This is a genomic window from Clostridioides sp. ES-S-0001-03 (genome assembly GCF_020676075.1).
Classification (GTDB): domain Bacteria; phylum Bacillota; class Clostridia; order Peptostreptococcales; family Peptostreptococcaceae; genus Clostridioides.
The window spans coordinates 122,311-135,272 of the sequence record NZ_JACVWJ010000009.1 but is presented as its reverse complement, the minus strand read 5'-3'; the positions used below and the strand labels follow the sequence as shown (position 1 = coordinate 135,272).

At 31.6% G+C, this 12,962-nt stretch carries 15 protein-coding genes; all 15 read left to right on the top strand.

What is annotated here, in order from left to right; all coding sequences use genetic code 11:
• Positions 1-148: 148 nt before the first annotated feature.
• The 15 genes from IC174_RS16850 (at position 149) to IC174_RS16780 (ending at position 12,957) form a co-directional block, all read left to right on the top strand.
• Positions 149-526, top strand: coding sequence for a hypothetical protein (locus IC174_RS16850; RefSeq protein WP_227483496.1), 378 nt, complete (start codon positions 149-151; stop codon positions 524-526).
• Between the two features lies 1 nt (position 527).
• A complete protein-coding gene (locus tag IC174_RS16845; RefSeq protein ID WP_021360338.1) occupies positions 528-938 on the top strand; it encodes a hypothetical protein in 411 nt (136 codons plus the stop codon).
• The gene (locus IC174_RS16840) at positions 939-1,760 is read left to right on the top strand and encodes a hypothetical protein (RefSeq protein ID WP_227483495.1); all 822 of its coding nucleotides are present in this window, start codon (positions 939-941) and stop codon (positions 1,758-1,760) included.
• Between the two features lie 12 nt (positions 1,761-1,772).
• Positions 1,773-1,976 (top strand): hypothetical protein, encoded by a 204-nt coding sequence (locus tag IC174_RS16835; RefSeq protein ID WP_227483494.1) that lies wholly within the window; start codon positions 1,773-1,775, stop codon positions 1,974-1,976.
• Positions 1,977-1,979: 3 nt separating this feature from the next.
• On the top strand, positions 1,980-3,401 hold the full coding sequence (locus IC174_RS16830) for a phage tail sheath subtilisin-like domain-containing protein (RefSeq protein WP_227483493.1): 1,422 nt from the start codon (positions 1,980-1,982) through the stop codon (positions 3,399-3,401).
• A gap of 15 nt (positions 3,402-3,416) precedes the next feature.
• Positions 3,417-3,830 carry a phage tail tube protein gene (locus tag IC174_RS16825; RefSeq protein WP_021425957.1) on the top strand — a complete coding sequence of 138 codons (414 nt, stop codon included), beginning with the start codon at positions 3,417-3,419 and terminating at the stop codon, positions 3,828-3,830.
• A gap of 82 nt (positions 3,831-3,912) precedes the next feature.
• Complete coding sequence (locus IC174_RS16820; protein ID WP_227483492.1) at positions 3,913-4,401, top strand: phage tail assembly chaperone; 489 nt, start codon at positions 3,913-3,915, stop codon at positions 4,399-4,401.
• Positions 4,402-4,577: 176 nt separating this feature from the next.
• Positions 4,578-5,633 (top strand): phage tail tape measure protein, encoded by a 1,056-nt coding sequence (locus IC174_RS16815; RefSeq protein ID WP_227483491.1) that lies wholly within the window; start codon positions 4,578-4,580, stop codon positions 5,631-5,633.
• Between the two features lie 256 nt (positions 5,634-5,889).
• Positions 5,890-9,183 carry a phage tail tape measure protein gene (locus tag IC174_RS16810; RefSeq protein ID WP_227483490.1) on the top strand — a complete coding sequence of 1,098 codons (3,294 nt, stop codon included), beginning with the start codon at positions 5,890-5,892 and terminating at the stop codon, positions 9,181-9,183.
• A gap of 81 nt (positions 9,184-9,264) precedes the next feature.
• Entirely contained in the window at positions 9,265-10,050 is a 786-nt protein-coding gene (locus IC174_RS16805; RefSeq protein WP_227483489.1) for a hypothetical protein, read from the top strand.
• Positions 10,051-10,079: 29 nt separating this feature from the next.
• Positions 10,080-10,475, top strand: coding sequence for a hypothetical protein (locus IC174_RS16800; protein WP_227483488.1), 396 nt, complete (start codon positions 10,080-10,082; stop codon positions 10,473-10,475).
• A gap of 60 nt (positions 10,476-10,535) precedes the next feature.
• Complete coding sequence (locus IC174_RS16795) at positions 10,536-11,207, top strand: LysM peptidoglycan-binding domain-containing protein (protein WP_227483487.1); 672 nt, start codon at positions 10,536-10,538, stop codon at positions 11,205-11,207.
• The gene (locus IC174_RS16790) at positions 11,204-12,166 is read left to right on the top strand and encodes an XkdQ (protein WP_227483486.1); all 963 of its coding nucleotides are present in this window, start codon (positions 11,204-11,206) and stop codon (positions 12,164-12,166) included. The genes IC174_RS16795 and IC174_RS16790 overlap by 4 nt, the downstream gene beginning before the upstream one ends.
• Positions 12,159-12,524 (top strand): hypothetical protein, encoded by a 366-nt coding sequence (locus IC174_RS16785; RefSeq protein ID WP_227483485.1) that lies wholly within the window; start codon positions 12,159-12,161, stop codon positions 12,522-12,524. Before IC174_RS16790 ends, IC174_RS16785 begins: the two co-directional genes overlap by 8 nt.
• A complete protein-coding gene (locus tag IC174_RS16780; RefSeq protein ID WP_227483484.1) occupies positions 12,499-12,957 on the top strand; it encodes a DUF2634 domain-containing protein in 459 nt (152 codons plus the stop codon). Before IC174_RS16785 ends, IC174_RS16780 begins: the two co-directional genes overlap by 26 nt.
• Positions 12,958-12,962 lie beyond the last annotated feature (5 nt).

Sequence of the window (12,962 nt, the reverse complement as noted above, 5' to 3'; positions counted from 1 at the left end):
ATAAAGTGGGTCAAGAAACATATAAAAGCTCTAGTATAAAAGACTTAGTATCTGTAGCTTATCAAAATGCAGATAAATTCAAGGATATGTGTACTAACAAAAAAGAAAAGGGAAGTTTTATGTTAGGAATTAGCACAGAATTTGAAATATGATAAATATTGATAGAAGAAGAAAAGACATAATAAGAACTATTAATATGAACCCCACCAATATTACTATAACTAGTATTAAAAAAAACGAAATAGATGGAGCTTTTGAAGAAACTGAAACAGAGATAAAATGTGTTGTTAGAATATTTAACGAAAAGACAGCAGAGAAGCAAACATCAAGTGAAAAGCAAGGTACATTTAGTTCTATTAGAACATATGGAATGTTAGTAAGTAATGATGTTATCTTAGAGGTTAACAGTAGAGATTCTTTGGAGTTTGAGTGCATATATGGGAGAATGAAAATAGTTAATATATATCCTCAAATTGTAAAAGGAGAACTTTGTGGGTATCAATGTTCACTCGAAAGGATTGATTAAAATGAGTGCTTTCACAAATGCAATAAATGATATAAATAGAAAAAAAGCAGGTATGTTTGTACTTTGCATGAGTGCAAGTGCAATGCTAGAAGGTGAAGCTAAAGCAAATGCAAGTTGGACAGATAGAACATCACACGCAAGACAAAGTTTAAATGCTAAAACTCTTGGAGGAGGAAATAATTTCATTATTAGATTATCGCATGGTGCAGAATATGGAGGAATACTTGAAGAAGGTTCAAAACCACATGTTATTACTCCAAAATCAGCTCAAGCTTTATACTGGAGAGGTGCTTCGCATCCTGTAAAATCAGTTCAACATCCTGGTACAAAAGCAATGCCTATTATAAAACCAACTATTGATAAAAATATAGGTAAAATAGGTAATATGATTTTTAGATATTGGAGTGATTAAATGAGGGCAGGAATAAGAAAAGCTTTAATAGATAATATAAAAGAATTGAAAGGTTGTTATGAACCTAATGTACCAAACAAGGAAACTAAAAAGCCTTATATGGTAGTTGTGCAAGGGCAAGACAATGATATTGGAGAAACAATAGGTTTTGAAAGAAGTATAGAAGTATGGATTTATGAAGGTAGAACTACATTTAAGAAGTTAGATAAATTAACTAAACAAGTTATTGAAATCTTAGATATGAATACTATAGTTGATGAATCTGAAAATGAAGCTTTTACTTGCATTTATAAAGGTACAAGTGAAAATGATATTGTTGTTGAGGAATGGGATGCTATAGCAAGAGGTATAAGGTTTAGTGTAATAGCTTTACATGATAAAGAGGATATAACTAATGATAGATGGGTAGAAGCTCTATCTAAGTACACAAAAGATTTATTGGAAATAGAGAGTTACAAAGATAATTGGAAGAAAAACTTTATAGCTCCAAGCTGTTTGTGGCGAACTACAAATGTTGAAAACAAAAGAATAAATTATCATCTGATTGAGATTACCAAAACTATGAAATGTCATGTTGTTAGCAAAAATAAAGATGAAATAGTTAAGCTTCTTGAAGAATTAGAGACTAAGTTAATGATAGATAAGAGAGTAAGACTTAGAGAAGATAAAAACATGTATTTAACTCTTGTTAGCGTAGTTGAGGATAGAGAATCAGATATGTTTTCTAGTGGTCAATTAACAGTTGTGTTCAAAATGATAGGCAAGATAAAAAGAGAAGGACCTATTATGAAGGAGATTTATAGCAACGGAAATTTAAGATAGGAGGTGCATGGGTTGGCTGAAACAAATAATAAAAAGATTAATGTAAGTAAGCAGGAAGAAAAATATTCAAAAGAAGATTTCTTAAAAAATAGTGAAGCACTTGGCTACAAGAAAGAAGTAGTTGCAGGTGCTTTATTTAATTGTAAGAAAGAAGAACTTACAAAAGTAGAGTTTGAGAAATTAATAAAAGATTTCTTAGAAAGAGAGGCGAAGTAGCATATGGCAACTGGAACATGGAATGAGAAAGAAAAAAAAGAGATACCTGGTTTTTATAACAGATTTAAGACTCAAGCAGAAAAATCTACAAACACAGGTTTAAAGGGTAGATTAGCAATGCCAGTTAAAGCTAATTGGGGAGATGTAGGTAAGGTAATAACAATAAAAAATGATTTGAGACAACTTAAAACTTTATTTGGTGATGATGTGAGTTATTCAGCTTTCAAACTAGGAAAACTAGCTTTATTAGGGAATGTAAAGGAACTATTGTTGTATAGACTTGTAGATGGAAATCAAAAAAATGGTACATTAATACTTAAAGATACTACAGAAAATACTGCAAAAGATGTAATTAAGCTGGAAACTAAGTATCCAACAGCTAGAAACTTTAATGTAACAATAAAATCTAATCTAGTGGATGCAGATAAAAAGGACTTTATATTCTTTGAAGGAACTAAGCAGTTATTTAGTTCAAGTATCAAAGGGACTATAGATGAAATAGTACTAGAAATAAACTCAAATTTAGATAACGAGTATGTAATCGCAACTAAAGTAGCTGATAGTGATACAACATTAGCAAACTTAGTAAATGTAGCACTTGAAGGTGGTAATGATGGTTGCACATCCATTACTAATGAGTCTTATCTAAAAGCATTAGAAGAATTTGAGACATATAGTTTTGATGGCTTTGCACTTGATGGTGTAGCTGAGGAAGCTTTGCAGGAAACTACAAAGGCTTGGGTGGCTAAAAATAAAGAATTAGGAAAAGACATACTACTTTTTCTAGGTGGAAAAACAGAGGATAATATAAAACAAATTAATGATAAATCAAAAAGTTTTAATGATGAAAATATAGTTAATGTTGGGAGTTCTGCTTATTATGAAAATATAAAATATATACCTAGCGAAGTAGCTGTCTACATTGCTGCTCTTTCTGTAAGCAAAGGTATAATAGGTAGTATATGTAATGCTAAGACTATATTTGAAGAAGTAGAACCAAGACTAAGCCAATCAGAAGTTAAAGAGTGTTTAAAGAGTGGTACTTTAGTTTTGGATTTTGATGATGGAGACGTAATAGTTGTTGATGATGTAAATACATTTAAAAAGTATGTAGATGATAAGAATGAAGCAATGGGATATATCTCTAATATCATGTTTATTAACACTATAAATAAAGATACTTCTCTAAAAAGAAAAGAGTTTGTAGGGAAAATATTTAATGATGCGACAGGGCAGACAACTGTTATATGTGCATTGAAGAAATATTTTGAAGAATTAATGAGTCAAGGTATTATATCTGAATTTAATGTTGATATAGATACAGAACTTCAAGCAACTGCCAAAGCAGATGAGTTTTATTGGAAATGGGATGCTGTCAAGATTGATGTAATGAAGAAAATTTATGGTACTGGATACCTAGGATAAAGGAGGTTATAGATTATGTACAATGATGATTATATAGAAGAAGCCAGTTTTCTGAATGGTTCCGATGTAGTTATACTTATTGATGGTGTAGAAGAGCTATACATGGAAGAAATAAAAGCTGATTTTGAGCAAGATGAGCAAAGTATCAAACTGTTAGGTTGTCAAAATGAAATATCAAGAGTTGGGACTACTAAGGGTTCATTCTCTTTAAGTGGATATAAAGTAAGCTCAAAATTCGCAAAGTTAGGTTTTAAATCTTTTGAAATAATATATAAATTAACAAACCCACAAACACTGGGATATGAAAGTATTAGATTAAAAAATTGTAGATTAAAGAAAATACCACTTATAAATTCAAAAGCTGGTGAAGATGTAAAGATAGAGCTAGAAGGAAGTTATAGAGGATATGATTTATTAAATGAGCTTTAAAACAAAACAGTGCAGCACTCAAAGCTATGAACAATTAATTTTGTTTGTAGCTTTTTAAAATTAAAAATATTGGAGGAATAATATGTCAGAGATATATAAAAGAGAGCTAGAAAATGAAGTAGAAGATAATGATTTAGATGAAGAAATAGAAGAAACAAATGAAGATAGATTGAAGATGAAAGAGGATGAAATAATAGCAAAGCTATTGGAGGATTCACCAGTGCCTGAGAGAACTGTGTTTTTAGATAGATTAGGAATACCAATCACATTAAAAGCATTAACAGAAAAAGAGATTAGTAAAATAAGAAAAGATTGCACTAAAATTGTAAAGGTCCAAGGGCGAAGAGAAGAAAAATTAAATGATGATGAGTTTAATCTAGCATTGATAGAAAAAGGGACTGTGAAACCTAACTTTTCTAATCAAAAATTACTTGATGCCATGAAAGTAACAAATGCTAGAGAATTTATAAAGAGAAAATTCTTAGCAGGAGAATTGAGTAAAATAAGTGACCAAATATTAGAATTATCCGGTTTTTATGATGAAATAAGTGACGATGATATAAAAAACTAATAAAAATGGGGGGGCGATTGACTGTTTTAAATAACATCTTTGTTAAGCATCATGTTCCCCCAGATATTTATGTCAAGAAAAATTTAATGTCTCAACGCTTAATGAAAGTATTTACTCAAAATGAAATAGAACAAGAAAATAAAGCTATGAAAAAATAAATATTTTTAGAAAGGTAGGTGAGGGAAATAGCTAAAAAGGAAATGTACCATATTGACGTTGTCATAAGTGCAAAAGGTGATGGAGAAACAAAAAGCAAACTAAGTGCAATGGAAAAATACATGAAGCAAACTGAAAAAAGGATGCAAACACTTAATAGAATAAAAGTTAATCCTGCTATAAAAGCTACAGATAAAGCTTCAAGTGTTGTAAATAGAGTTAATAATAACATGAATAAAGCAAAAAAAACTGTTACAGCAAGGATAAAAGCTACAGATAACGCTAGTCCAGTAGCCAATAGAGCTAGTAACAATGTTAATAAAGCTAGAAAGACAGTAACAGCTAGAATAAAAGCTACAGATAACGCTAGCAGTACTGTTAACAAAGTTAATAATAAGATAAAAGAAGTTGCTAAACCTACACCTCCGATAATCATACGAGGACAAGATGAGTCTAGCTCTATAATAGATAAAGTGAAAGCTAAGATTCAGAATCTAAAAGCTGATACTATTATAAAAATAAAGTCTCAAGCTGATGAAGCTATAAATACTATTTCTCGAACTAAAAATAAATTACAAGAATTTGTGAGTAAGAGATATGAAGCAGCAGTCAAAATTCGAGATGAAGCTAGTTCAGCACTTGGAGGAATTACAGGAAAAATAAACTCCTTTGTAAGTGGAGCTATTAGCAAATTTGCTCAATTGACAGCTGCCGCAGGAGCTTTGTTGGGAGGTATAGGAGTTGGTTCTTCGATAAAGACCTTTGCAAATTTCGAGCAATCAATGAAAAATGTTGAAGCTGTAACAGGAGCTTCTGGAAAAGAAATAGATAGTTTAACAAATAAAGCTAGAAATCTTGGGAAAACAACTGTTTATACATCAAAAGAAGTGGGGGATGCGATGTATTATGCAGGTATGGCAGGATGGAAAACTAATCAAATTATTGAAGGTATGCCAAGCATATTAAATCTTGCATCAGCAGGAGGAACAGATTTAGCACTGACATCCGATATAGTGACTGATGGTAAATTAAATTGCCGTCCTAAGTCAAAAATCACAGAAGGCTTAGGAATATGAGAATGGAATTAAGCGGGGATGTCGTAAAGCTTTTACAAGCAGATTACCCGAACCGAAGGCGACTAACAAAGTCTAAATTATGGTGACATAGTTTATATTTATTATTTTATAGATAGTCAGGGGCAACGCATAGGTAGTGGAATAATCTACCCACGAGTCCGTTCTACGTTGTGATTGAAAGAGTTTTATAAGAAACTACGTAAAAATATATGCTGGACTATGTTGTAATGACATAGAAATTAGGATAAAAAGCCTAATGATAACAACTTCGTTAACAGCACTAGGAATGACTGCTAAAGATACAGGGCAATTTGTTGATGTTATGACAGCGACTATAACAAATTCTAATACAAATGTTGAGTTAATGGGTGAAACATTTAAATACATTGGAAGTGTTGGTGGTGCATTGGGTGTATCTATGCAAGACTTAAGTTTGGCGACTGGATTAATGGCAAGTAGCGCCATTAAAGGTTCAAGTGCAGGGACTTCTTTAAGAATGGGACTTTTAAGACTTATAAATGAGCCTAAACGAGCTGCTAAAGCAATGAAAAAATATGGAATAGAAATGAAAACTACAAAAGATGGAAGCTTAGATTTAGCAGCAACAATAGATGAACTTAGGAGTAAATTAGGAGGTCTTGAAAATACTAAAGTAATGGGAGCTTTAAGTGATATAGTAGGAGTAAATGCTTCAAGTGGTTGGGCTGCAATAGTAAATGCTAGTGAAAGTGACTACAATAAGCTAAAAAAAGCCATAGCTGAAAGTGAAGGGATGGCAAAAAAAATAGCTGATATGAAGTTAGATACTCTGTCGGGACAATTTACTCTATTAAAAAGTTCTATAGATGGAGTGAAAGAAAGTGTAGGAAGAGAATTAGGTCCTATGACTCGTAAATTCGTAGAGGACTTGACAGCAAAAATACCACAAATTGGAGAAGCTATGGTAAGTACAACTGCTAAGTTTGTTAATAATTTCGACAAAATAAAGGCAGGATTCCAAGTTTTGTTACCTGGAATAATGTCTGTAGTTGGAGCAATATTAGTGCTTAAAACAGCTTTTGTTTTTGGTAGTGCAATAAGGTCACTAAGATTGCTTAAAGCAACTATAGGAGCCACAAGCATAAGTGCTATATTACTACCTGTAGCAATAGGAGCTATTGTTATAGCTTTTGCAGGAATGTCTGTTGCTATTTCTAACAATAAAGTGGCTATAATGTCTTTACAAGAGAGATTTGGTATCTTTGGCGATTTCGTAACAGGGCTTATGGAACGAGTTGGAGGAACAATAAAACTAGTTTTTGGTAATTTAATAACTATCCTAGGCGGTGTTGTTGAAGCTATTGGAATAGCTTTATCAGATAAAAGTTGGGATGAAAAGATGTCTGGAATAAAAAATGTATTTGGTAAGACCATGGCAGAGGTTAAGACAAATACAAAGGAAGCATTGAGTGATATAGCAGGAGAAACTTCAAACGCAACAGTTATGTTGAAGACTGCTAGCCAAAAACAATTACAAGGAGTGACAAAAGCTTTTTCAGCAGCTTTTGAACAATCTAAAAATATAACTGAGAGAAAGTCAGGAGAAATTGCAAAAGCATTAAGTAGTAGCTTAAATGGTATGGGTGAAGGTTCTCTTACTATGATGAGAGGTTTGAACGATAACATGGCTATAATTTTGTCGGGTGTAAGTGCTAATATGAAACCTAATGAAAAGGTTGCTAAAATTACTAAAAACTTGGATGATGCTTTTAAGGCAGGAAAATTAAATGCAGAAGATTACAGAAATAGCATACAAGAAACAATGAATTTTATAAATAAATATGGAGCTGGTTCTTCTAATCGTATTAAACAAGGTATGAGCAATGCTTTTAATGCTTTTAAGGAAGGAACAAATGTAGGTGGGTTGAAAGATGGAGTAACAGGGATGTTGAATTCTTTAAAAGCGACAGGACCACAAGCCTTAGAAACTTTAAAGGGTCTAGGAGGAAAAGCAAGTGAGATTTTCAAAGGAGTAGACTTTAATTCTTCTATAGATGCACAGAAAACTAAAGTATTGCAAAATTTAAATAGTTTAGGATTGGAAGGGACACAAGCTATAGATACGTTAAGAACTATTTTCTCACAAGCCTCTACTGCACTAGATACTACAAATCTAAAACAAGGTTTAAGCGACACATTTAATTCATTCAAAATTGGATTTAATCAAGATGGAATAAATGGAGCGATAAGTAACATGCTTGGAACTATAAACCAAATAGGACCACAAATGCAACAGACATTAGGCAAAATGGATGGGGAAATGGGGCAAATATTTGCTAATGTAGACTTTAGCACTCCAATAGAAACACAAGCTTCTAAAGTTTTAGAAAACTTAAATAATCTAGGAATAGAAGGACCAAAAGCTTTAGAAACTGTAAGAAGTATATTTGCTCAAGCTTCAAGTCAAATACAAGGTTCAGCTTCTCAAACTGCTCAACAAGCAAATCAGCAGGTTGTAGATGCTCTAACGCAAGGAAATCCAGCTGTGCAACAGGCAGGACAACAACTTGGAACAGATATAACAAATGGTGTTGTTAGTGGAGTTCAAGCAGGGGTACCAACAGTTCAGCAAAAAGGAAATGAATTAGGAGCAGCAACTCAGCAAGGTGTTACAGATGCTTTAAATAATGCTACACCTCAAATTAACAATAACAATCTTACAACTGGTATAGATGCAGCATTCAACCAAGCTACTGCAACAGTTCAGCAAGGAGCGACTAATATGTACAACGGAGCTAAACAAAGCTTTACGCAACTAGCACAAATAGGTAGAGAAGCAGGTTCAAGTCTTTATAATGGTGCTACAACTTCTTTTAATATGTTAGCGTCAAATGTAAGGGTTGCATGTAGTAGCATGTATAACGGGGCTAGGACGTCTTTTACGAGCTTAAGTAGTTCAGCTATAAGTGCCATTTCTGCTATGTGCAGTTCTGTAGTAAGTCAAGTTAGTGCTATGTCGAGCCAAATCATTAGTTACTGGAATAGTGTAAGAGCAACCGTTTCAGCACCAATCTCTGCATCTTTTAATGTTAAGACTACTCAAACAACTGTCAAAAGAACAGTAAATGAAGGAGGCGGGATACTAAGTAATATATTTGGTCATTTTGCAGAAGGTGGAGTTGCAACAAGAACTTCTATTTGTGGAGAAGATGGAGCTGAAATGGTTATTCCTCTTTCTAACTCTAGAAGAAGTAGGGCTTTGGGTCTATATGAACAAACAGGCAAAATATTAGGATTAGGCTCAACTCCTTCTCAAAAAGTTGGAGTAAGCTATTCTAATGTTGTAAATAATATTAGACAATTTCCTTTCACAAATGTTTTAGATACAGATAATAAAGAATATAGAGAAGTTACGCCAAATAGCGTTAATTCTTCTAATAACACTATAAATTTAGGTGGGATATCTATCAATGTTCAAAATCAAAATAGTGATAACAAAGAAGAAATGATACAAGAAATATTATCTCAAGTAGAAGATGGACTAAGAGAAGCGTTACAAGACATTGGATAATGTCGAATTATTGTTAAAAAAATCCCCTTCATAGATGATATAATATTGTTAAAATATGTAAAATTATGAGGGGGAAATTTTATGTGGCAGAAATTTAAAAGCCTAAATCTTCTAATGAGGGTTATTATAGCTTGTATGGCAATATGTTTTTTACCAATTACTCTAGTTATTTTTTCGATTGGATTCTTAGTAAAAGCTATTGGAGATAAAAATAAAGGGAAAATTGCTTTGGGGTGTTTTTTAGCTTTATTGACAATGAGTTGTGCTAGAACTGTTTATCTTACAAATAGAGGTCTAGATAACAAAGATTCTACACCAGTTAAACAAGCTTCATATACAGACAATAATGATTCTAAAAATAAAATAAATGAAAAAAACGAAGAGAAAACACAAGAGGAAGTCAAGAAAAAAGAAGAAGAAGATAAAAATAGCCAAGAAAATAATGCAGAAGATAATAATAATAAAAATGATGTAGGGACTAATATAAAAAACGAAATAAAGTCTATGGAAAAAGGTAGCGTATTGGATGTTCAATACACACAATTAGACGAAAACAATAAAATTGCAGTTATAAAAATGCAACTATTGGATAACTTTAGTCCTAAGGATATGTTAAAAAGTGGTTTTCTATCTGCAAAAAATATAATAAAAGCTACAGATGAAAAATATTCAAGTAGTATCACGCAATATCAGTTTTGGTTTGTAGCGAATTTAATTGATAGCTCGGGTAATAAAGACCAACAAAAAGTTTTGTCATTTGAGTATAGTAGAAGTACGCTACAGGGCATAAATTGGATTGCTACAACAACTGATGAATTTATGAACATGGCAGAAAATGTATGGTTACATCCAGCATTTAATAACTAATAATATAGACATTTTTAAGGAGTGCATATATGAAAAAACAAGAGGTATTATATATATTAGATGATAATATAAAAACTAGCTATATAAAAAAGTGTATAAAAGAAACTTTAGTTGAACCAACTCTTTTTAACATTGATATAGAATGGTTGACATGCAAGACATATAACGAGGAATTGCATCAAGATTACTTAGTCATGCTCAATGAGAAAATATATAAATTGAAGAAGTTTGCTGATTTTGTAGAAGGCCTAGGAGAAGTAAGTATAAATAATCTATCTAGTGTATACGATTTGGGAGTGTATGATGACTATATAATTAGGTGCATAAGTGGTTGGGAATGGGAAACAAACAGTAAAGACGAAGAAATAGACAACATTTTCGTGCAACAACTTATTGATGAAGCTTTAGAAAAAGAATATGAATAAGAGAAAAGCATTTACTTATTAAGAGTAAGTGCTTTTTTATTGTAAAAAAGAGGTGATAACTTGGTAATAGACATATACCTAAAAAATGAAAAAGAAAAAATAGATTTTCATTTTCCAGTAAATCCACAAGATTCTTTATCTATAAAAAAAGAAAAAAGATTTGAAACTGTAGATATAGTGAATTTAGGTGAATTTGACATTAAAAAAGAAGGGGAGAAGATAAGAGAAATATCATTCAAGACATTCTTACCTAACTTATATGATGCTTCTTATTGCAGATATAGCAAGTTAAAAAATCCAATCGAAGTAGTTGCAATGCTTGAAAAATGGGTAGACCAAGCCGAACCACTACGCTTAATAGTAACTGGTTTTGGTTACAATGGGTTAGTTACAATATCTAGTTTTAGCAATACTCAAACAGCGGGAAGAGAAGAAGATAGGGACATTGAGATAACATTTAGAACTTACAGAGAACTGAAGATAGAGACATTAAAAAAAGAGACTAAGAGTAATGCTAAAACAGACTTAAAAGATAATAGACCTAATACTCAAACTAAATCTAAAATATATACTGTTAAAGCAAGTGATACATTATATAAGATAGCTAAAAATCTTTTAGGTAAGGGTTCAAGGTGGAAAGAGATTTATAATATACCCGAAAATAAAAAAGTTATTGGTAAAAATCCAAATATTATTAAAAAAGGACAAAAGTTGGTGATACCTAGCAAATGAAAATAATACTAAATGGAAAATATGATATTGCAAATTTTAATGAGGGAATAACATTAAGTGAAGCTATAGATGGAGTTGCATATAAGATGGATGTATCATTAGTAGAACCTAAGCAACTTCAAGATATAGGAATTAAAAAAGGTGATAAAATAGTTCTAATTGATATTGCATATGAGAGTAAAAAAGAAGAAACTATATTTGATGGAGTCATATGGGAAACTAGAAGAAGTGAAAAGAGTAAAAAACTGACATTGTCTTGCAGAGAAAGGACTATTTACATGGAAGAATCAGAAGAACAATATAGTTTTAAAGAAAATACAGCAACACAGAGAATTGAGTACTACTGTAAACAATGGAATATACCTTACTACAATCTAGCTAACACAGGGAAGAAGCTTACTAAAGTAATACATAAGACTAATATACTAGATATGATTAAAAAGGATTTAAAGGAAACCGCTAGTAAGGGTGGAGATTTATTTAGAGTAAGAATGGATAATAAACTAAAATTATTCAAGCTTGGTACCAATGCAAATATATATAAATTAGATAGTATATTAGAAGATGCAAACTTTACAAGTAGTTTTAATGATGCAGTAACAAGTGTAAAAGTGTTAGGCAAAAGTAAGGATGAAAATACAAAAGCATCTGTAATTGGAACATATAAAAAAGATTCAGACAAATATGGAACACTACAAAAGATTAAACAAGATGAAAAGATAAAAAATGCTAAAGAAGCTAAGAAAGCAGCAGAAGCAATGTTCAATAGTGGAGAGGAAACAATAAGTGTAGATTGTGTAGTAGACATAAATAGAATAAGGGCAGGTGACAAGGTATCTCTAAAAGGAAGAGAATACTATGTTATAGATGTCACTCATACATTAGACTCTACACCAAAAATGAAGCTCAATATAGGGACTTTAGAATATATAAGGAGGAAATTTTATACTAATGACTGATGCTAGATTTAATGGGGTTGCTAGAATATTAAAAGAAAATATGAATAAAAGTGTGGCAAATGGCACTTTTGGAATGGGTTGCGAACTTGGAGAAATAACAGCAAACGGACTGAAAGTAAATGGTTATAAAGATGAAATGCAAGACTACCTAATATTAGAGAATTTAACATTGAAAGAGGATTATTTTACTTTTTCAGATGAAGCTTTAGGTGGAGAATATAGACATAAACATAAAATAGAAACTCCACAAGAATTAAAACCCTTGGCTATAGGAGATAATGTATTAGTAGCTATTATGGGGGCTGAATTTGTAGTAATTGGGAGGGTTGTAAATGCCAAACCTATTTCCACAAAATGAAACTTTTGAAACTGTAGAATTAAAAAATAACAATGAAAATGAACTGGACCTAAAGGGTTCTTTTTTATTTGACTTTATAAAAGGTGAATTTGTCAAAAATGCAGATGGAACATTAAAAAGATGTAACAAGGTAGAGGCATATAAACAATGGTGTCAAAAATCTATATTAACACCTAGGTATAAAAGGTCAGCTTATTCTAGTGTATATGGAAGTGAAATAAAAGATTTAATTGCTAGTAATTTGTCTCAAAGTGCTAAAGAACTTGAAATATCTAGGTTAATAAAAGAAACTATTTTAGTTCATCCTTACACAAAAGAAGTAGGAGAGTTTAGTTTTAATTGGTTGGAGAATAGCAGGTTAGTAGAATATGAATTTAATGTATTGACAATAGATGATGAAAATATAGTAATTGATGGCAATATAAAAAGGTAGGTGAT

Excerpts from the sequence above, each read along its gene's own strand:
- IC174_RS16850 (WP_227483496.1), top strand. The coding sequence starts at position 149 with ATGATAAATATTGATAGAAGAAGAAAAGACATAATAAGAACTATTAAT.
- IC174_RS16845 (WP_021360338.1), top strand. The coding sequence starts at position 528 with ATGAGTGCTTTCACAAATGCAATAAATGATATAAATAGAAAAAAAGCA.
- IC174_RS16840 (WP_227483495.1), top strand. The coding sequence starts at position 939 with ATGAGGGCAGGAATAAGAAAAGCTTTAATAGATAATATAAAAGAATTG.
- IC174_RS16830 (WP_227483493.1), top strand. The coding sequence starts at position 1,980 with ATGGCAACTGGAACATGGAATGAGAAAGAAAAAAAAGAGATACCTGGT.
- IC174_RS16825 (WP_021425957.1), top strand. The coding sequence starts at position 3,417 with ATGTACAATGATGATTATATAGAAGAAGCCAGTTTTCTGAATGGTTCC.
- IC174_RS16820 (WP_227483492.1), top strand. The coding sequence starts at position 3,913 with ATGTCAGAGATATATAAAAGAGAGCTAGAAAATGAAGTAGAAGATAAT.
- IC174_RS16810 (WP_227483490.1), top strand. The coding sequence starts at position 5,890 with ATGATAACAACTTCGTTAACAGCACTAGGAATGACTGCTAAAGATACA.
- IC174_RS16805 (WP_227483489.1), top strand. The coding sequence starts at position 9,265 with ATGTGGCAGAAATTTAAAAGCCTAAATCTTCTAATGAGGGTTATTATA.
- IC174_RS16800 (WP_227483488.1), top strand. The coding sequence starts at position 10,080 with ATGAAAAAACAAGAGGTATTATATATATTAGATGATAATATAAAAACT.
- IC174_RS16790 (WP_227483486.1), top strand. The coding sequence starts at position 11,204 with ATGAAAATAATACTAAATGGAAAATATGATATTGCAAATTTTAATGAG.
- IC174_RS16785 (WP_227483485.1), top strand. The coding sequence starts at position 12,159 with ATGACTGATGCTAGATTTAATGGGGTTGCTAGAATATTAAAAGAAAAT.
- IC174_RS16780 (WP_227483484.1), top strand. The coding sequence starts at position 12,499 with ATGCCAAACCTATTTCCACAAAATGAAACTTTTGAAACTGTAGAATTA.